A 19,094-nucleotide genomic window follows, 5' to 3' on the forward strand; every position below is an offset into this window, starting at 1 on the left:
TCGGGGCACCGGAGCGGCGGAGCCCGACACGGGAGCCAGCACGGCCATGGTTCTCACCCCCCGTTTTCCGCGTCGGGAAAGACGCTGACGTTGCCGGGTTCCGCGCTGAGGCCGACGCGCTCGCCGAGGGCGGGGGCGCGGCCGGCCGGCAGTTCCAGCCGTACGAGTTCGCTGTGCGCGCCGCCGACGGGGCGGACGGTCGCGCGGACGAGCGTGCCGACGTAGGTGACCGTCTCGACGGTCCCGGTACAGAAGCCGTCGCCGGGGGGACACAGGGCGAGCCGGCCGGGCTGGACCGCCGCGCGTACCCGTGTTCCGTCCTGGGCGGCCTGGGGGCGGGCGGTGAGCAGACCGCCACTGTCGAGCCGTACCAGGGTGTGCTCCGCCGTCTGTTCCTCCACGTGGCCCGGGAGGAAGTTCGCGGCGCCGAGGAAGTCGGCGACGAACGGGGTGCGGGGGCGCTCGAAGAGCTCCTGCGGGGTGTCGAACTGGTCGATCCGCCCGTCCCGCATGACCGCGATGCGGTCGGAGAGGACCAGGGCCTCTTCCTGATCGTGCGTCACATAGATGACGGTCAGGCCGAGCTCCTGCTGGATGCGCTTGATCTCGGTCTGGAGCTGGTCGCGCAGTTTCTTGTCGAGGGCGCCGAGCGGCTCGTCCATGAGGATCACCGGCGGGCGGTAGACCAGGGCGCGGCACAGGGCCACGCGCTGCTGCTGTCCGCCGGACAGTTCACGCGGGCGGCGGCGGGTCATGGACGACAGGCCGGCCATCTCCAGGGTCTCGCCGACCCGGCGGCGCAGTTCCGCCTTCGGCACGCCGCGCAGTTGCAGTGGGAAGGCGACGTTCTCCCACACAGTCATGTGCGGGAAGAGAAGGTACTGCTGGAAGACGAAGCCCAGTCCACGCTTCTGCGGGGCCAGCCGGGTCACGTCCCGGCCGCCGACGACGACGCTGCCGGAGTCGGGCTCGCAGAAGCCGGCGATCATCATCAGGGTGGTGGTCTTGCCGGAGCCGGAGGACCCCAGGAAGGTGACGAACTCACCCGCCGCGATCTCCATGGAGACCTCGTCTACGGCGGTGACACCGCTGTAGGTCTTGCGCAGCCGGGTCACGGACAGGGGCTTGCCGCTGCCGGTCAGCGCCTCCGGCACGGTGAGCGACGGCTCGGGCATCAGGTCGGTCTCAGGCATGCGTCCACTCCTGCCAGCGCTTGGCCACCGCGTCACCGTTCTCGTCCCACCACTGGACGTCCATGTCGAAGCCGGACTTGAGGTGCTCCGGGGAGCTGGCGAGGTTCGCGGCGGTGGCGGGGACGAGCTTCTTGTAGGCGGCGGGAACCGAGGGAGCCATCGGGTACAGCTCGGCGTAGGCCGCCTGCACGTCGGGGCGCAGCGCGAAGTCGATGAGCTGGTAGGCGGTGTCCAGGTTGGCGGCGCCCTTGGGAATGCCCAAGGCATTGCTCTGCCGACGGGCGCCGTTCCACTGGTAGGCCAGCGGCGAACCCTGCTGGATCAGGGCGTCGAGGCGGCCGTGCCAGACGTCGGAAGCCACGACCTCCTTGCGGCCGAGGAGCACACCGGGGAGGGCACCGGTGTCCCAGTACTTCTTGACCGATCCCTTGATGTTGTCCAGGGATGTGAAGGCGCGGTCCACATCGAGGGGATACAGCTTGTCCAGTGGCACCCCGTCGGCGAGGAGGGCGAACTCCAGCACCGGCCGGTCCGCGTCCAGGCCCTGGAGGGAGCGGTCGCCTGGGAACGCCTTGGTGTCCCAGAAGTCGGCCCAGGAGGAAGGCTTCTGGCCGCCCCAGACGTCGGTGCGGTAGGCCATCACGCTGGCCCAGTAGTTCTTGCCGATGGCGTTGGAGGTGACCAGGGCCTTGGCGATACCGGCGTTCTTGAAGTTCTTCAGCCGGTCGTAGTCCAGGTCCTCGGTCGCGCCCGCCTTCTTGAAGCGCAGGAAGTCGGACATCGAGTCGTCGATGACGTCGAACTGCGGGCGGCCCTGCTGGACCTGGGCGAGCATCTGCGCGTATTGGATGTTCACCACCTGGATCTGGATGCCCGTTTCCTTGGTGAACGGCTCGTAGATGGCCTTCTGGTTGGCGTCGCCGTACGTGCCGCCGCTGTCGCGGACGACCAGCGTCTTGGAGCTCTTGCCGCCGCCGCTCGCGGCGGTCCGGCTGGTGCCGGTGCCGCAGGCGCTGAGGACGCTCGCGGCGGCGACACCCGCCGTGGCTCCGCCGACTCCCCGCAGGAACATTCTGCGGTCGATCCGGGCATCTTTCATCGTGTGCCTCCTGGTGGTGCTGGCCGTTGGAAGAGAAGCGGCTGGAGCGTGACGTGGGGGGGCCGCTGAGGGGAAGGTCTAGGAACGGGGATCCGCTTCGTCGGGTGCGACGCCCAGGCCGGGGGTCTGGTAGTCGGCCGGTCGCGTCGCCCGGTCGGGGTCCCACGGCGCGGCGATGGCGGCCAGTTCGTCGCCGGGGGCGACGGTCAGACCGTGCATGCCGTAGAAGAGCCGCCCGCCGGCCGGGGTGTGGACCTTGTGCTCCCGGTTGTCGGCCGGGTCGATGACGCGGCCGATGAGTGCGCCCTCCGCCACGTCGTCGCCGGCGGAGAACTCCGGGTACCACAGGCCGGTGGCCTCGGCCGTGACACCGGCGGCCCAGACCCATTCGCTCACGTCGCCGCCGGTCGCGCCGTCCGGGTCGAGCACGCCCAGGTGGCGCAGCGCCTGGAACAGGCCGTCGACGCGGCGTCGGGCCGTGGCCCCGTCGCGCTGCCCGAGTTCGCCGACCTCGACGAGGACCGCCGAGATGCCCCGGCGGGCGGCGGCCGCGTGGCTGTTGCCGCCCTCGGCGCTCAGTCCGAGGATGACGTCCTCGATACCGAAGGAGCGGGCCAGTTCGGACGTCGCCTTGTCGAGGTCCGGGTCGCCGGTGAGGCGGTAGCCGACGAAATCGCGCAGAACCTGGTCGATGCCGCCGCAGTGCAGGTCGATGTAGACGTCCGCGCCGTGGATGAGGTGGGCGAAGAGCCAGGCCGCCAGCCGCTCGGTGGGGCTGCCGTCCGGGTCGCCGGGGAAGACGCGGTTGATGTTCACGCCGTCGACCGGAGAGATGTTGAGCCGGCCCTGGTAGACGGCAGGGGGGTTGGCGACCGGACAGATGATCACCTGCCCGCACACCTCATCGGGTTCCAGCAGGGTCGTCAGGCGCGCGGCGGCGTCGATGGGGGTGAACTCGCCGCCGTGCACGCCCGCGGTGATGACGACGCGAGGGCCGGGGCGGGATCCGTTGACCAGGGTCAGCGGGAGGTCCGCGGTGAGGGTGCCGAGGTCGACGGAGACGGTACCGCGAGTCTTGGTGCCGGGCTCGGCACGCAGGGCACCGACGGTGAGCTGTTCGGTCATGCCGGTCAGGCCTCCGCTCGGTTCAGGGTGGAGATGAAGTCGATGGGCCGGGGCGAGGTGCCGTCCAGCGCGAGGTCGGCCGCGATGTCGCCGAAGGCGGGCGAGAGCTTGAAGCCATGGCCGGAGAAGCCGGCGAGCAGTACGACGTTGTCGGCACCGGGCAGCGGACCGACCAGCGGGCGGCTGCTCTCGGTGTAGCCCTCCATGTAGACCGACAGGCGGGTCGGGTCGGGGTGCAGGTCCGGCATGTGCCGCCCGATCAGGTCGGTGAAGATCTCCAGCTCTTCGGGCCGCACCGTGCGGTCCAGCTGGTTGGGGTCACCGGCGGGCCGGTGCAGGGCACGGGACAGGCCGAGCTTGACGGAGACGCCGTCCGGGGAGGGCAGGCCGTAGCAGTGGGTGGGGGCCGTACGGATGAAGGCGGGGCGTTCCTCGCCGAACCAGGCGTCGGTGGTGGGCACGTACCATGCGCTGACCAGCCGGCGGATGTCCACCTCCCACGGCAGGTCGGGCAGCAGGTCGTTCACCCACGGGCCGGGCGTGACCACGGCCGCGTCGAAGCGCTCGCTGCCCGTGTCCGTCCGGATCTCCACGCCGCCGGCGACGGGCACGACCTCGCGGACCGGTGTGTAGCGGTGGATGCGGGCGCCCAGTTGCTCGGCGCGGCGGGCCGCGGTCTGCACCGTCAGCTCGGGACGGATGAAGCCGGCGTGGCGGTCGAGCACGGCCGCGTCGCCGTCCTCCAGCCGGTACTGCGGGAAACGCTTGGCCAGCGCCTCGGCGTCGAGCACCTCGTGGTCGAGGCCGTGGTCGGCGATGGACTGCAGGACGGTGGCCATCTGGTGGTGCTCGGTGGGTCCCATGAGCAGGCAGCCGGTCAGTCGGCGCAACTCGCGGCCGGTGTCCTGCTGGAGCTGGTCCCACAGGGCGTCGGCGTGCTGGAGCAGCGGCACGTACCGGGAGTCCTCGAAGTGGGCGCTGCGGAAGATGCGGGTCTCGCCGCCGGCCGCACTGCGGTCGTGGCCCGGGGCGAAGCGGTCGTAGCCGACGACCTCGGCACCTCGGGCCGCCAGCCGCCAGGCGGCCTGGCTGCCCATCGTTCCGACGCCGACGACGGCGACGCGCTTCCTGGCAGCTGACACGGGGGGGGTTTCCTTTCGTTTCGCCGGGGCGCATGCTGAGCCGCGGCGCGAGGCTGTTCGATTCGAGAAGGCTTGAGCCTCGAGACGGTTGAGGCTTGATGGCTGGTTGAGGCCGGGGCTGGTCTCGTCTGAGGCCTGCGACGGGCTTCCGCCCGGGGCTCGGAGTCCGGCTCGCCGCGTTGGGGCCTTCCGGAGGGGCCGTGCCACAATGTGGAACGTTGTGCTAGAATCTGGCACAGAGAATGGCAGTGGCACGGAGGGGAGTCAAGAGGGTGTCGGACCGAAATTCCGAGGATTAACAGGGGGAAACCGGATGGAAATGAAGAGCGTCACCAGGTCGCTGCGCATCCTGGAGGCGGTCGCCCAGCACCAGCCGGTGACCGTGGGAGAGCTGACGAAGCTCTTCGGTCTGCCGAAGTCGACGGTGCAGCGCACCCTGGTCACGCTGGCCGAGGCCGGCTGGCTGCGGGCCAACCGCCGGGACACCACCCGCTGGGAGATCGGCGCCCGCGTGCTGGCCGTGCGACCCGCCGCCCTCCAGGGATCCAGCCTGTTCGCCGCCGCGCGCGAGCCCATGGTGCGCCTGCGTGACGAGGTGAACGAGACCATCCACCTGTCGGTGCCGGACGCCCTGCAGTGCATGGTGGTGGTGGACCGCGTGGACTGTGACCACGCCGTACGGACCTTCCACGCCATCGGCGACACCTCGCCCCTGCATGCCACCGCCGCCGGACGCTCCGTCCTCGCCCATCTGCCGAAGCGGGACATCGAGGAGCTCATCGCGCGGGGCCTGGAGCGCTACAGCGACACGACGCCGACCGACCCCGACGAGCTGCGCGCCGAGCTGGGCCGGATCCGCACCGACGGCTACGCGGTCAACCTCAACCAGTACCGGCCGGGCGTCTGCGCCATCGCCGCACCGGTCCTCGACGAGGACGGCACGCCGCTGGCCACGGTGGCCGTCTCGATGCCCGATTCCCGGTTCGACGTGAACCGGCTGCCCGACTGGGGCCGCATCGTCGCCGACACGGCCGCGGAGGTCACGGGGCGCCGCCTGAACGCCTGAACGGGAAGCTGCGGCTTTCGAGACACACACCGGCCAGGGCCGGCCTCCACGCGACCAGCGCGGAGGCCGGCCCTTGCGCGTTGGGCGGCCGCCGCCGCCGGGCGACTGCAACCAAACGAGTCATGCCACAATGTGGAACACTGTGCTATTATCCGGCACGTGCTGCGCTCGTGGCTCCGGGAGAGAGCCACGAGGTGAGCACGACAACCCAAAGAACTGACGGGGGCCCGGATGGAAATGAAGAGCGTGACCAGGTCGCTGCGCATCCTCGAGGCCGTGGCGCAGCACCAGCCCGTGACCTTGGGGGAACTGACGAAACTCTTCGGTCTGCCCAAGTCGACCGTGCAGCGGACCTTGGTGACGCTCAACGAGGCCGGCTGGCTGCGGGCCAACCGCCGGGACACCACCCGCTGGGAGATCGGCGCCCGCGTGCTGGCCGTGAGACCCGCCGCCCTCCAGGGATCCAGTCTCTTCGCCGCCGCCCGCGAGCCCATGTGCCGACTGCGCGACACGCTGAACGAGACCATCCACCTGTCGGTGCCCGATGCCCTGCACGCCATGGTGGTGGTGGACCGTGTCGACTGCGACCACGCCGTACGGACCTTCCACGCCATCGGAGACACCTCGCCCCTGCACGCCACCGCCACCGGACACGCGGTCCTCGCCCATCTGCCGAAGTCCGAGGTCGACGAAGTCGCGGCGGGCGTCCTCGAGGGCTACGGCGAGGAGACCATCACCGACCCGGCCGAGCTGCGGGCGGAGCTCCGCCGTGTCAGAGACCGCGGGTACGCGGTCAACCACAACCAGTACCTCCCGGGTGTCTGCGCCATCGCGGCACCTGTCCTGGACGGTGACGGCGTGCCCCTGGCCTCCGTGGCCGTGTCCCTCCCCGACTCCCGCTTCGACCCCGAACGGCTCCCCGAGCTGGGCCGGCTGGTGACGGGCACCGCGGCAGAGATCACCGCGCGCCACCAGGGCTGAACTCCGTCCGGCTGTGCGAAGGCGGGCCGGCGCCCGTGCCCGGCCATGAGGACGGTTCGGCCGGGGCACGGGGCGGCCCGCGCGGTGCGCGACGGGGCGTGTGTCAGGGCAGAAGTGCCGCCGTCATCGCACGGGCACCGCGACGTACTGGTACTCCAGGAACTCGTCGATCCCCACCCGGCCGCCCTCGCGGCCGAGCCCGGACTGCTTGACGCCGCCGAAGGGGGCGGCCGGGTTGGAGACGAGGCCGGTGTTGAGGCCGACCATGCCGACCTCCAGGCGTTCGCTGATGCGCAGGGCGCGGTCCAGGCCCTCGGTGAAGAGGTAGCCGACGAGGCCCCAGGGGGTGTCGTTGGCGCGGCGGATCACCTCGTCCTCGTCGTCGAAGGTGAGGATCGCCGCGACCGGGCCGAAGATCTCCGTGTCCATCAGGCGGCTGTCGGAGGCGACGTCGGTGAGCACGGTCGGCGGGTAGAAGCAGCCCGGCCCCTCGGGCGTACGGCCGCCCACGAGCACCCGGGCGCCGCGCTCCACCGCGTCGGCCACCAGTTCCTCGACCTTGGCCCGTCCGACCCTGTCGATCAGCGGGCCGACGTCGACGCCGTCCCGGGTGCCGGGGCCCACGACCAGCGCGCCCATGCGCTCGGCCAGGCGCCGCCCGAACTCCTCCGCCACAGAGCTGTGGACGAAGAAGCGGTTGGCGGCAGTGCAGGCCTCGCCCATGTTGCGCATCTTGGCGACCATCGCGCCGTCGACCGCCTTGTCCAGGTCGGCGTCCTCGAAAACGATGAACGGCGCGTTCCCGCCCAGTTCCATCGAGGTCCGCACGACCGCCTCCGCGCTCTGGGCGAGCAGCAGCCGGCCGACGCCCGTGGAGCCGGTGAAGGACAGCTTGCGGATCCGGCCACCGTGCAGGAGGGGTTCGCAGACCTCTCCGGCGCGGGAGGTGGTGACGACGTTCAGCACGCCGTCCGGCAGCCCGGCCTCCTTGAGGATCCCGGCCAGGGCGAGGCTGGACAGCGGGGTCTGCGGGGCCGGCTTGAGGATCATCGTGCAGCCCGCCGCGATGGCCGGGCCGATCTTGCGGGTGCCCATGGCCAGCGGGAAGTTCCACGGCGTGATCAGCAGACAGGGGCCCACCGGGCGGCGGGAGAGCAGCATGCGGTTGCGCCCGTCGGGCAGGGTGCCGTAGCCGCCGTCGATGCGGACGGCCTCCTCGGAGAACCAGCGGAAGAACTCGGCGGCGTACGCCACCTCCCCCCTGGCCTCGGCCAGGGGCTTGCCCATCTCGGACGTCATCAGGTGGGCGAGCTCATCGGTCCGCTCCAGGATGAGCTCGTAGGCGCGGCGCAGGATCTCGCTGCGTGCCCGGGGTGCCGTGCGGGCCCAGTCCACCTGGGCCTGGACGGCCGCGTCCTCCGCGAGGCGCGCGTCCTTGGGGCCGGCGTCCGCGACGTGGCAGAGGATCTCGCCGGTCGCGGGGTCGTCGACGGGCATGGTGGCACCGTCCGCGGCGTCCACCCAGGCACCGCCGATGAACAGCTGGTTCAGTACCTCGGTCATGATGTCTCTCCTGGTTGCTCGGGGGCCGGGTCGAGGAGTTCGGCGAGGTGCAGGGCCCGGATGTTCCGGTCACCGGCGAGGTGGTCGATCTGGGTGGCGCAGCTGAAGCCGTCCGCCACGACGGTGCGTCCGTCGAGGCTGTCGATACGGGGTTTCAGGGCGAGGTCGGCAACGGCCATCGAGGTGGCGTAGTGCTCCGCCTCGAAGCCGAAGTTCCCGGCGAGTCCGCAGCAGCCCTCGGCCTCGTCGACGCCGCGTACGCCGAGCCGGCGCAGCAGGTCGGCGGGGCGGCGGCCCTTGAAGGTGGCGTACTCGTGGCAGTGGGTCTGGAGCACGACGTTCTCGGGCAGCGGCGGCGGGCTCCAGTCCTGGTCGGCGAGGTCCGTGAGGGCCCCGGTGAAGGTGTGGACCCGGTCGGCGACGCGCCGGGCGGCCTCGGTGCCGAGCAGTTCGGGTACGTCGCGCTTCAACGCGGCGGCGCAGCTGGGCTCGGCCACGACGATGGGCCGGTCGTCGCCGTTGTCGAGGGCGGCGACCGTACGGGCCATGATCCGGCGGGCGACGTTCAGCTGGCCGGTGCTGACCCAGGTCAGGCCGCAGCACAGGCCGTCCTGCGGCGTGCAGGGGACGCCGGCGTCGGCGAGCACACGGCTCGCCGCTCCCGCGACCTGGGGGCGGAAGGCGCGGGTGAAGCTGTCCACGAACAGCACCGCCTTCGCTCGGTCCCGGGTCTTCGCCGCGCGCAGTGTCCTGCGCAGGGCGCGCCGGGAGGCGAAGGCGGGGATCCTGCGCCGGGTGGTCACGCCGCCCAGTCGGGCGAGCAGCCGCCCGACCGGCCCGCGCAGCAGCAGGTTGACGGGGCGGGCGGCGTATCCGGCCACCGCTGAGGTGAGGGGCAGCCAGCCCAGTGAGTAGTGGGATCGGGGGCGCAGGCGGCCCTTGTAGTGCTGGTGGAGGAACTCGGCCTTGTAGGTGGCCATGTCGACGCCGACCGGGCAGTCGCTGGAGCATGCCTTGCAGGACAGGCACAGATCGAGGGCGTCCTTGACCTCGGTCGAGCGCCAGCCGTCCTGGACGGCCTCGCCGCGCACCATCTCCTGGAGCAGGCGGGCCCGCCCGCGGGTGGAGTCGTTCTCCTCCCCCGTGGCCCGGTAGCTCGGGCACATCACGCCGCCGGAGTCGCTGCGGCAGCGCCCGACCCCGACGCAGCGGCGCACCGCTCCGGTGAAACCGTCCTCGTCGTGGGGGAAGCCGAACGTCGTGTCCACGAGCGGGAGCTCGCGCAGCGCGAGGTCGGCGTCGAGTGGTGCCGGATCGACGATGACGCCGGGGTTGAGCAGCCCGTCGGGGTCGAAGGTCTTCTTGAACGCGGCGAACGCGGCGATCATGCGGTGGCTGTACATGACCTGGAGCAGTTCGCTGCGGGCCCGGCCGTCGCCGTGCTCGCCCGACAGCGTGCCACCGTGCTCGACGACCAGGGCGGCCGCCTCGGTCAGGAACCGGCGCATGACCGCCCGGCCGGTCTCGGTGACCAGGTCGAAGTCGATGCGCACGTGGACGCAGCCCGCGCCGAAGTGCCCGTACAGCACGCCGGTCAGGCCGTGCGAGGCCAGCAGCTTGCGGAAGTCGCGCAGGTACGCGGCCAGGTTCTCGGGCGCGACGGCCGCGTCCTCCCAGCCGGGCCAGGACTCCCCGCCGTCGACGAGCCGGGCGGCGAGCCCGGCCCCGTCCTCGCGCACCCGCCACAGCGACCGCCGCTCCGCCGGGCTCTCCACCACCCGCCCTCCGGTCATCCGGCCCTGCGCCTTGAGCACGTCCAGCAGTTCGGCGGCGCGGGTGTTCACCGCCGCCTGGTCATCGCCTTCGAGCTCGACATACAGCCAGGCCCGACCCTCCGGCAGGCCCGTGACGGAGTCGGAGCCGCGACGGGCGCGCATGGTGGCGACGATCGCCTCGTCCATGCCCTCCACCGCGCTGGGGGAGAAGCGCAGGATCTCCGGCACGTCCTCGGCCGCCTCGACCACGTCCTCGTAGCCGAGGGTCAGCAGGGCTGATGCCTGTGCGGTCGCCACCAGGCGGACCGTCGCGGCGGTGACGACCGCACAGGTGCCCTCGGTGCCGACCAGAGCACGGGACACATCGAACCCGTTCTCCGGCAGCAGGTGGTGCAGCTGGTAGCCGGAGACCTGGCGCGGGATCCGGCCCAGCTCGGTGCGGATCAGCGCCAGATTCTCCTCGACCAGCCGCCTCAGGCCGGACTCGAGCCGGGCGACGCGCCGCACAGCCTCCGCGTCGCCCGGCTCGGCGGCACGCAGCCCGGAGCGGTCGGCGACGGCCCGCACACCGTCGGCCGTCACGATCTCCAGGGCCTCGACATGCCCACTGGTCCGCCCGTCACGCACCGACCGGTTGCCGCACGCGTCATTGCCGATCATGCCGCCCAGCGTGCAGCGGCTGTGCGAGGACGGATCCGGTCCGAAGTCCAGCCCGTGCGACGCGGTCGCGCCGCGCAGCACGTCCAGCACCGCACCCGCCTCGACCCGCGCGGTACGCGCCTCGACGTCGATGTCCAGGAGCCGGTTCATGTACCGGGAGAAATCCAGGACCACACCGACCCCGACCGCGTTGCCCGCCATGCTCGTGCCACCGCCCCGGGCCGTGACCGGGACACCCGCCTCCCGGCAGGCCCGCAGCACCGCGACCACGTCGTCGGCGGTGCGCGGGAAGGCCACGGCTCGCGGCAGCACACGGTAGTTCGAGGCGTCATAGGCGTAAGGGCCCGTCGCTCCCGGGCCGGTCCCCACCCGCAGGCCGGGCGCGATCTCGGCGATGCGGTCCATCAGACCCGCCAGGTCGCGGGTGGCTGTGGTCATCGGTCCGCCGCTCCCGACGTGCCGGCCTCGACGGCGTTCGCCCAGGCCTGGAGCCCCTCGTCCACGCCCGTCTCGTCGATCACGAGCGCCGGGATCATCCGGACCACCTGGTTCCAGGCGCCGCACAGCAGCAGGAGCAGACCCTCGTCGACCGCGGCCCGCTGCACGCGGGCGGCGGTCTCGGGGTCGGGGCCGCCGTCCTCGGTGACGAACTCGGTGGCGAGCATGAGGCCGAGGCCGCGGACGTCGCCGATGCCCGGGTTCCGGTCGGCCACCGCCGCCAGGCCCTGGCGGAGCCGCGCGCCCATCGCCTCGGCGTTCTCGACGAGCTTCTCGTCGCGTACGACGTCCAGCGTCGCGCAGGCGGCGGCACAGGCGACGGCGTTGGCACCGTACGTGCCGCCCTGCGAGCCGGGCCAGGCCTTGCTCATCAGTTCCTCGGAGGCGGCGATGCCGGACAGCGGGAACCCGCTGGCCAGGCCCTTGGCGGTGACGAGGATGTCCGGCGTGACGCCGAAGTGGTCGTGGCCCCAGAAGCGGCCGGTGCGACCCACGCCCGTCTGCACCTCGTCCAGGATCAGCAGGAAGCCGTGCCGGTCGGCGCGCTCGCGCAGCCCCTCCAGGAAGGTGCGGGTCGCGGGCACATAGCCGCCCTCACCAAGGACCGGCTCGACGATGACGGCGGCCGTGTCGGCGGGCGCCGAGATCGTCTGCAGCGTGTAGTCGAGCTCCCGAAGGGCGAAGCGGGTGGCGGTCTCCTCGTCCCAGCCGTACCGGTAGGCCGACGGGAAGGGGGTGACCACGACGCCGCTCATCAGCGGGGAGAAGCCGGAGCGGAAGCGGGTGCCGGAGGTGGTCATGGCGGCGGCGGCCACCGTACGGCCGTGGAAGCCGCCGTGGCACACGATGACGTTCGGCCGGCCGGTGGCCTGCCGGGCCAGCCGCAGCGCCGCCTCGACGGCCTCGCTGCCGGAGTTGGTGAAGAACAGGCTGTCCAGGCCGGCCGGCAGCACCTCGCCGAGCTTGTCGACCAGCTGCCGCAGCGGCCGGTGCATGACCGTCGTGTACTGCCCGTGCACCAGCGTGGCCACCTGCTCCTGCGCCGCCGCCACGACCCTCGGGTGGCAGTGACCGGTGCTGGTCACGCCGATCCCCGCGGTGAAGTCGAGATAGCGGCGGCCGTCCTCGCCGTAGAGGTGGATGCCCTCGCCCCGGGCCGCCACGACGGGAGTAGCCTGGCGAAGGTGCGGCGACAGTGCGGTCATGTTCGTCTCCCGGCGTGGGTCGTCGGACTGGTGCGGTCCTGAGAGCATCTCCGCCGCCCGGCAGGGAGCCAACACGCGATGTGTCCGGTGAGGGCATCGTGTCCGGACGTTGTGTCAAGCACGCGCCTGTCATGCGGCGCCCGCTGCCCCGCCGCCCGCGGCGGAACACCTCTTGCGCAGGTCAGCGAGGCTTGTCACAGTGACCGGGCACCAGGGAGACACCGTGAACGACACGCCCTCGACGGCGGGACCGCCGGACATGGACAACCCGGACAGCAGTCCGCCCGGCCGCGCCCTCACCCTCGCCGACGTCCTGGCCCTCCCCGTACTGGCCGTCGGCCAGCCCCAGGTCGTCACCGGTGTGACCGGCCTGGACCGGCCGGTCCGCTGGGTCCACATCACCGAGCTGACGGACCCCGCCTCCTTCCTCAAGGGCGGCGAACTCGTGCTGACCACCGGCATGCCCCTGCCCGAGGAGCCCGCAGGAATCCGACGCTACGTCGACGAACTCGCCGGCGTCGGAGCGGCGGCCCTGCTCATCGAACTCGTACGGCGCTACCATCGTCCGCCCGACGACCTCGTCCACGCCTGCCGCGCCCGCGGGCTGCCGCTGATCACCCTCGCCAAGGACGTCAACTTCCTCGAGGTCACCCAGGTCGTCCACGCCCTCATCCTCGGCAACCAGGCCGAGGCGATGCGCCGGACCCAGCGCGTCCACGAGGCGTTCACCACGCTGACGCTGCGCGGCGCCGGACCGGAGGACGTCATGCGCGCGGCAGCCGAGATGAGCGGCCACACGGTCGTCCTGGAAAACCTGGTCCACCAGGCACTGATCTGCGAACCCTCCGGCACCACCCTGGAGGAAGCGCTCACCGACTGGGAGCAACGCTCCAGAGCGACCCCGCCCGGCGACCGCACGAGCCAGTGCGGCCCGGAAGGCTGGCTCACCGCACCGGTCGAATACCAAGGCGAACGCTGGGGCCGCGTGGCCATGCTGCCCGCCCCCACCACCGATCGGGCCTTCGGACCGGAGCACAGCACCGTCCTGGAGAGAACGGCGATGGCCCTGACCGTCGCCCGCCTCATCCACCCCACACCCTGGGAACGCACCGCGCACCGCAACGCCCTGCGCGACCTCCTCGAGCAGCGCCACCGCTCCCCCGAAGACGCCCACGCCCGCCTGGCCGCACTGGGCCTGCCCACCGAGAACAGCCGCTTCCTCACGGTCGTGGTGGACCTCCCCGCCGAAGGCACCACAGCGAATCCCGAATCCCGCCTGTCCCAGGACCTGCAGACCACGGGAATCCCGGCACTCCTCGGCGAACTGGCCCCCGGCCGCCTGGGAGTACTGCTCGCCCTGAGCCCCTCACACCCCTGGCAACCCGCGGTCGAACGGCTGAGCCACGCCGCGCTCGCCCTCTCCCCGCGGGCCGTCGTGAGCGTCGGCTCCGAGGTCGCCCATCTCACCGACGCCCCCCGTTCCTTCCACCAGGCAACGCGCGTGGCCGAGGCCACCCCGCCCGACCAGCCCCTCCCGCCTGGCCGCTCCTTCCACGAACTCTGCGATGTCGACCTGCGCCGCCTGCTGTACGCGCTCCGCGAGGACACCCGGATCCAGGAATACGCCGAACAACAACTCGGCCGCCTCCTCGATCACGACACCCGACACGGCACCAACCTGCTGACGACCCTCCGCCACTACCTGGACGCCGCCGGCAACAAGACCAGCGCCGCCCGCCGCGGCGGCCTGTCCCGCGAGACGTTCTATCAACGCGTGCGTACCATCGAGCGCCTGCTCGACCGCGACCTCGAATCCGGCGACCAGCGCACCGCGTTGCACGTAGCCCTGACCGCGCTGGACGTCTTCCGCGTCGGCTGAACGGGGCCGACCTCGTATCTTCCAGACGCAGAAGAACGGTGCCGGGGCGGGCTGTCGCCCCGGCACCGTCGCGTCACTCCTCGTCGCGCAGCCGGGCCGCCAGGGAGATCAGCGGCTCGGTCTCCTCGGTGTGGCCCGAGGCGGTCAGGCGGGAGACCGCCGCGTCGAGGCGGGTGAGGGCGGGGTCGGGGCGTTCCAGGTAAATGCCCTCCACGGCACCCGCGAGGCGGACGCACTCGGCCCACTCGCCCGCGCGGTCGTCCTCCTGCGGCCCCGGCTCGCCGAGCAGGGCGAGGGCCTTCTCCAGGGCGGCGAGGGCGTCCTCGTACTCGCCGGCGTAGGCGTTGACCCGCCCGTGTTCGTAGGCCAGGGCCGACTCCAGGGAACGGTCGTGGGGCTCGTACTCGGCGGCGCGGGCCTCGTCGGCGATCCGGCCGGCGTCGGCGAGGAAGGCGCGGGCGTCGGCCAGGCCGTCGGCTCCCTGCTGCTGGGCCTGGAGGCGGGCGAGTTCGCGCAGGCAGTTGCTGAGCTGCTCGTAGCGCGGGGCCCGGGCGTGGGCGGCGATCGCCTGGTCCGCCGCCTCGCGGGCCCGGCCGAACTCGCCGGACTCGCCGAGGAGTACGGCCGTCTCCGCGGCGATCATGGCGTGGCTCCCCGGGTCGTCGTCCCAGCCGGCCGACTCGGCCGCGAGCGCGACGAATTCCGCCGTGGCGGCCTTGAGGTCCTCCCCCGCGTGCAGCGCGCGGGCGCGGGTCAGGCGCAGCTGAGCCACGATCCGGTCGTCCAGTCTCCGGCGGCGACGTCCGGTTCGGCCAGCAGGGAGTCGAGCAGAGCGATGCAGTCCTCGACGCGCCCCAGGTCGAGGCTGAGCTGGGCCGCGTTGCTGTAGGCGCAGAACGCGTCCGTCCGGCTGCCGCGACGCAGGTCCACCTCCGCCGAGCGCGTCAGGTGCCGCAGGGCCTCGTCGGGGCGGCCCAGGTGCATGCAGGCCTCGGCCAGATCACCGTGGAGGCGGCTGGTGTCGACCGCGTCGGCCGGCCAGTCGGCGGCCAGTCGCAGGCCCTCGGTGAGATCCCCGTAGGCGGTCTGGGCGTCCCGGAGGCCGAGTTGGAGCCGGCCGCGCAGGCCGAGCGTGCGGGGCAGGTGCCAGGCGGGGCCGTGCGCCTTGAGCCGGTCGACGACGGCGTCGATCTCGGTGACCGCGGTGGGCAGGTCGCCGGAGAGGGCGTAGGTGCTGGCTCGCAGCAGCAGGGCGCCGGAGATCTGCCCGACGACATCGTGCCGGGTGGCGAACGCGTGCAGCAGGTCCGCCTCGGCGAAGACCGGTGCGACGTGCTCCTCGCTCCCCGATGTCTGCAGGCGCAGGCCGAGCGCGGTCGCCCGCAGCCGCAGCAGGCGGGCCTCCTGGTACGGGACGAGGCCGGGCGTCTCCTCTTGCAGGCGGACGATGGACGCGTGGGCGGCGGTCAGCGCGGCGGTCTTGGCCTCGGTCGCGTCGGCTGCGCCCTGCGCGGGGATCTCGGCGGAGGCGAGCAGGGCACTGGCGCGGGCGAGCGCCGCCTGACCCGGCAGTCCGGCGTCCTCGTACAGGCCCGCGGCCTCCTCGTAGAGGTCGGCGGCGACGGCGAACTCGTCCTTCTCGCCGGCCCGGCCCGCCTCGTCGGCCAGCAGATCCGCGCGCAGCTGTACGAGCGGGCCCACGGCCGGGTCGTCGGGGTGGGTGTAGTCGCGGGCGAGGACGAGCGTGCGCAGCCGCGCCCAGCAGGCCTGTGCGTCCGGGTGGCCCTGCTCGTCCAACGCCCGTGCCCGGGCGATGAGTTCGGGCAGCGACTCCGGGACGGCGGCGGCCGTACGGGCGGCGGGCGCGGCGACCGGGGCGACCGGGACCGCCAAGGTCACGTCGTCGAGGCTGCGGGGGCGCAGGGTCAGTTCCAGCGCGTCCAGCAGCGGAGCGCGGTCGAGGCGGGCCCTGCGGCGGTCGGTGTGGGCGGTGGTTCCGTTGCGGGCGTCGAAGCGGGCGGCGAGGTCGTCGGCGCGGCCGCGCACCTCGGCGCGCAGGCCGGCCACCGTCCAGGTGCGGCCCGCGTATCCGGCGACGGGCAGTTCGCCGCGGCCGAGGAACTCGACGCGCTGGAGAAGGGCCTCCACGCCGGTGAGGAAGCCGAGCAGGTCCAGCGGCGAGTCGACCTCGTCGAACAGGCTCCGGTTCTCTGCGAGCAGTTCCAGGCCGCGTGCCTCGTTGCCGGTGAGCGCGCAGAACTCCAGGTGCCGGCCGACCTCCTGGGACATCGAGGGGTTGCGGCGGCAGCTGCGGTAGCCGGCGAGGTGCAGTTCGCGGGCCCGGTCGGCGCGGCCGGTGCGCAGCAGGGGCAGCAGCGCGTGCGAGACGGAGCGAGCCGGCTCCTCCTGGCAGGATTCCTTCCCGGCCAGGACGGGCTCCCAGGTGCTCAGCGCCCGCTCGTCGTCGCCCGCCGCGAGGTGGTACAGGGCGCGCTCGCAGATCTCGCAGGCCTCGCAGTCGCTGAGCCGGGTGCGGGTGCGGCTCGCCCACAGCTCGTAGGCGAGGGTGGTGTCCTCGCCGACGTGGGCGGCGAGGACGTACGCCTGTCCGTAGTAGGGCTGGAGGCCGAGGCCGGCCTTCTCGTACCGGTCGCGCATCTCGGTGAGCCACTGGCGCAGACTGGCCAGCGGTATCTCGGGCAGCTGGCGCAGGGCGTGGGCCACCCACTTGAACCGCCAGAACAGCATGTGGCGCAGGCGCTCGTCGAAGACGTCGGGCTGCTCGTCGAAGAGGGTGAGCAGGCGGGCGAAGACGACGGGCGACTTGCGGGGTTCGGAGCCGTAGGTGTACGCCTCCTGGAGTTCGAGGAGCGCGTGGACGAGCGGGACGGGATCGGCGAACTGCTCGGCGGCGTCGACGAGTTCCTCGGCGGTGACGGTGCGGGTGCGGCCGTAGGGGCGCCGGTCGTTCTCCTTGAGCGCCTGGAACAGCTCGTCGGTGCTCTGGGGATGGGGTGCGGTGGGCATCGTCAGCTGTCCTTGCGGAGGGCGTGGGCGAGAAGGTCGAGGAAGGAGCGGTTGATGAGGCTCGATTCGGCGGGCCTCAGCGGGCGCCGGGACAGCATCGCGGCCTGCCCGTAGAGGGCTTCGGCGCTGGTGCGGGCCAGCTCGGGCTCGTCGATGGCGACGGCTGCGCGGACCAGCGGGTTGAGCTGGTTGAGGATCAGCTGGGCCCGTGGGGCCTCCTGGCGCAGGGCGCCGAGGATGTCGCCCCACACGCCGCCCTGCTGCTCACGGGCGAGTTGGGAGCGGGTGCGCTCGTGCCGGGCCTCGCGGCTGTCGACGAGGAGGGCGGGGGCGGAGGCGGGCTGGAAGGTGCGCAGCGCGACGTCGCAGTCGAAGACGGCGAGGGCGTCGCGGGCCCGGGCGAGGTAGGCCGCGGCGGCCAGTTCCGTCTCCCGGTCGACGGGGTCGAGGTGGGCGGTGAGGGTCGCCGGGTCGAGGTCGGCGACGGTGGCCTCGGGCCTGATCTCGGGCAGCCGGTGGACCAGTTCGCGGTCGTAGGTGTAGCCGCCGTTGACGACGCCGAGCCCGGCGGCCGAGGCGATCGCGGCGACCTGCCGGAACTCCTCCACGCTCGACGTCACGAGCACGGTGCGGTGGGTGCGCGCGAACTCGTCGAGGGTGGTGTGCCCGTCGGTGGTCTCGAACGGCAGCCAGGGCAGCAGCATCCGCAGGATCTCGTCGTCGTGCACCGCGAGCGACTTCACGGCCAGGTGGTGGGCCTGGAGGAAGCGGGCGAGCAGGTCCGGGTCGCTGGCCGCGGCCCGCGCGATCCAGGCGCGGAGCCGCTCGGCGAGTGCGTCACGGACGGCGGCGAGGGTGTCGTCCTCGTAGAGGGACTCGCGGGACGCGGTCGGTCGCAGGCTCTCGGCGTCGACGACGCAGCGGACGAAGAACGCCCACTCGGGCAGGATCTCCTCGGCCTGTTCGGACAGCAGCATGCCCTTGACGTGCACGCGGTGGCCGTGGCGGCGCCCGGCCGGCACGGTCTCGGGCAGTACGCACGCGATGCCCTTCAGGCCCACGGCGGGCAGGTCCAGTTCGATGGTGTCCAGCGGCGTGAACCCGAACACCTCCTGGCCGTACGCGGCCAGCGCGCGGGAGCGGGCTCCTGGTGTGGGGTACGTACGTGCCCAGGGTGCGGGCTCGGGGTTGACGGACGCCCCCGGACCTCCCGGGCCTCCCCAGCCGCCTGTGCCGCCTGTGCCGTCGTCGAAGGTCACCGGGTGGCGCAGCAGGGAGCCGAAGTGCCGGGCCAGCGCGTGTACCTGGGTCGGGCGGGTCCACTCGCCCGCGTCGGCGCGCGGCGTCAGCGTGACGGTGGTGCCGGGCCGGGGGCGGGCGGAGGCGGGCAGGGTGCGGACGGTGTAGCTGCCGTCGCCGCGTCCCCGCCACTCGACGGCGGGGGCGTCGGGGGTGCGGGCGGAGCGGCTCAGGACGTGGATCTCGTCCGCGACCAGGAAGCAGGAGAGCAGGCCGATGCCGAACTGGCCGATGAAGTCGCCGCGTTGCTCGGCAATGCGCTCGGCCCGCTTGCTGCTGCGGCCGATCGTGGCGAGGAAGGTGTGCACGTCGGCCTCGGTGAGACCGACGCCGTCGTCCTCGACGCGTACCACCGAGCCGTCGGCGTACAGGCGGATGCCGAGGGCGTCGGCGGGGGCGGCCGGATCGAGGGCGTGCCGGGCGGTGAGCGCGTCGACCGCGTTCTGCAGGAGTTCACGCAGGTAGACGCGGGGGCTGGAGTAGAGGTGGTGGGAGAGGAGGTCGACGAGGCCGCGCAGATCCACCTGGAAGGTGCGGTCGGCGCCGGCCGCGTTCGCGGCGGTGTCGGGCAGAGTCATCGGG

The 19,094-nt window shown here is 72.5% G+C and carries 11 protein-coding genes and 1 pseudogene; 3 read left to right on the plus strand and 9 right to left on the minus strand.

From position 1 onward, the window contains the following. Positions 1-53: 53 nt before the first annotated feature. The 4 genes from QFZ76_RS08320 to solA form a co-directional block, all read right to left on the minus strand. Complete coding sequence (locus QFZ76_RS08320; protein ID WP_307673109.1) at positions 54-1,193, minus strand: ABC transporter ATP-binding protein; 1,140 nt, start codon at positions 1,191-1,193, stop codon at positions 54-56. Continuing rightward, positions 1,186-2,292 carry an ABC transporter substrate-binding protein gene (locus QFZ76_RS08325; RefSeq protein ID WP_307673110.1) on the minus strand — a complete coding sequence of 369 codons (1,107 nt, stop codon included), beginning with the start codon at positions 2,290-2,292 and terminating at the stop codon, positions 1,186-1,188. Before QFZ76_RS08325 ends, QFZ76_RS08320 begins: the two co-directional genes overlap by 8 nt. Before the next feature lie 78 nt (positions 2,293-2,370). Next, positions 2,371-3,417 (minus strand): succinylglutamate desuccinylase/aspartoacylase family protein, encoded by a 1,047-nt coding sequence (locus tag QFZ76_RS08330; RefSeq protein ID WP_307673111.1) that lies wholly within the window; start codon positions 3,415-3,417, stop codon positions 2,371-2,373. A gap of 5 nt (positions 3,418-3,422) precedes the next feature. Next, complete coding sequence (gene solA / locus QFZ76_RS08335) at positions 3,423-4,814, minus strand: N-methyl-L-tryptophan oxidase (protein WP_373464273.1); 1,392 nt, start codon at positions 4,812-4,814, stop codon at positions 3,423-3,425. 64 nt (positions 4,815-4,878) lie between these two features. On the opposite strand from solA, the gene QFZ76_RS08340 reads away from it, so the two are divergent. Together QFZ76_RS08340 and QFZ76_RS08345 are read left to right on the plus strand one after the other, a co-directional pair. Further along, a complete protein-coding gene (locus QFZ76_RS08340) occupies positions 4,879-5,625 on the plus strand; it encodes an IclR family transcriptional regulator (protein WP_307679961.1) in 747 nt (248 codons plus the stop codon). A 237-nt stretch (positions 5,626-5,862) separates the two neighbouring features. Then, positions 5,863-6,606 (plus strand): IclR family transcriptional regulator, encoded by a 744-nt coding sequence (locus QFZ76_RS08345; RefSeq protein ID WP_307679962.1) that lies wholly within the window; start codon positions 5,863-5,865, stop codon positions 6,604-6,606. A gap of 123 nt (positions 6,607-6,729) precedes the next feature. On the opposite strand, the gene QFZ76_RS08350 is transcribed toward QFZ76_RS08345, so the two are convergent. The 3 genes from QFZ76_RS08350 to QFZ76_RS08360 are packed head-to-tail and all read right to left on the minus strand — an operon-like array spanning position 6,730 to position 12,307. After that, positions 6,730-8,169 (minus strand): NAD-dependent succinate-semialdehyde dehydrogenase, encoded by a 1,440-nt coding sequence (locus QFZ76_RS08350; RefSeq protein WP_307673113.1) that lies wholly within the window; start codon positions 8,167-8,169, stop codon positions 6,730-6,732. Beyond that, on the minus strand, positions 8,166-11,042 hold the full coding sequence (locus QFZ76_RS08355) for an FAD-binding and (Fe-S)-binding domain-containing protein (RefSeq protein WP_307673114.1): 2,877 nt from the start codon (positions 11,040-11,042) through the stop codon (positions 8,166-8,168). Before QFZ76_RS08355 ends, QFZ76_RS08350 begins: the two co-directional genes overlap by 4 nt. Further along, positions 11,039-12,307 carry an aspartate aminotransferase family protein gene (locus QFZ76_RS08360; RefSeq protein WP_307673115.1) on the minus strand — a complete coding sequence of 423 codons (1,269 nt, stop codon included), beginning with the start codon at positions 12,305-12,307 and terminating at the stop codon, positions 11,039-11,041. The genes QFZ76_RS08355 and QFZ76_RS08360 overlap by 4 nt, the downstream gene beginning before the upstream one ends. Before the next feature lie 259 nt (positions 12,308-12,566). Here QFZ76_RS08360 and QFZ76_RS08365 point away from each other — a divergent pair, with 259 nt between their 5' ends. Further along, entirely contained in the window at positions 12,567-14,186 is a 1,620-nt protein-coding gene (locus QFZ76_RS08365) for a PucR family transcriptional regulator ligand-binding domain-containing protein (protein WP_307679963.1), read from the plus strand. 73 nt (positions 14,187-14,259) lie between these two features. Here QFZ76_RS08365 and QFZ76_RS08370 read toward each other — a convergent pair. Both QFZ76_RS08370 and QFZ76_RS08375 read right to left on the minus strand, forming a co-directional pair. Further along, positions 14,260-17,213: pseudogene (locus QFZ76_RS08370) on the minus strand (hypothetical protein). Positions 17,214-17,215: 2 nt separating this feature from the next. Continuing rightward, positions 17,216-19,090, minus strand: coding sequence for an HSP90 family protein (locus tag QFZ76_RS08375; RefSeq protein WP_307673116.1), 1,875 nt, complete (start codon positions 19,088-19,090; stop codon positions 17,216-17,218). Positions 19,091-19,094: the final 4 nt, after the last annotated feature.

Source organism: Streptomyces sp. V4I2 (assembly GCF_030817655.1).
Classification (GTDB): Bacteria; Actinomycetota; Actinomycetes; order Streptomycetales; family Streptomycetaceae; genus Streptomyces; species Streptomyces plumbiresistens.

Coding starts and splice junctions, on each gene's coding strand:
- QFZ76_RS08350 (WP_307673113.1), bottom strand. CDS start 8,169: ATGACCGAGGTACTGAACCAGCTGTTCATCGGCGGTGCCTGGGTGGAC.
- QFZ76_RS08360 (WP_307673115.1), bottom strand. CDS start 12,307: ATGACCGCACTGTCGCCGCACCTTCGCCAGGCTACTCCCGTCGTGGCG.
- QFZ76_RS08320 (WP_307673109.1), bottom strand. CDS start 1,193: ATGCCTGAGACCGACCTGATGCCCGAGCCGTCGCTCACCGTGCCGGAG.
- QFZ76_RS08340 (WP_307679961.1), top strand. CDS start 4,879: ATGAAGAGCGTCACCAGGTCGCTGCGCATCCTGGAGGCGGTCGCCCAG.
- QFZ76_RS08325 (WP_307673110.1), bottom strand. CDS start 2,292: ATGAAAGATGCCCGGATCGACCGCAGAATGTTCCTGCGGGGAGTCGGC.
- QFZ76_RS08330 (WP_307673111.1), bottom strand. CDS start 3,417: ATGACCGAACAGCTCACCGTCGGTGCCCTGCGTGCCGAGCCCGGCACC.
- QFZ76_RS08375 (WP_307673116.1), bottom strand. CDS start 19,090: ATGACTCTGCCCGACACCGCCGCGAACGCGGCCGGCGCCGACCGCACC.
- QFZ76_RS08345 (WP_307679962.1), top strand. CDS start 5,863: ATGAAGAGCGTGACCAGGTCGCTGCGCATCCTCGAGGCCGTGGCGCAG.
- QFZ76_RS08355 (WP_307673114.1), bottom strand. CDS start 11,042: ATGACCACAGCCACCCGCGACCTGGCGGGTCTGATGGACCGCATCGCC.
- QFZ76_RS08365 (WP_307679963.1), top strand. CDS start 12,567: ATGGACAACCCGGACAGCAGTCCGCCCGGCCGCGCCCTCACCCTCGCC.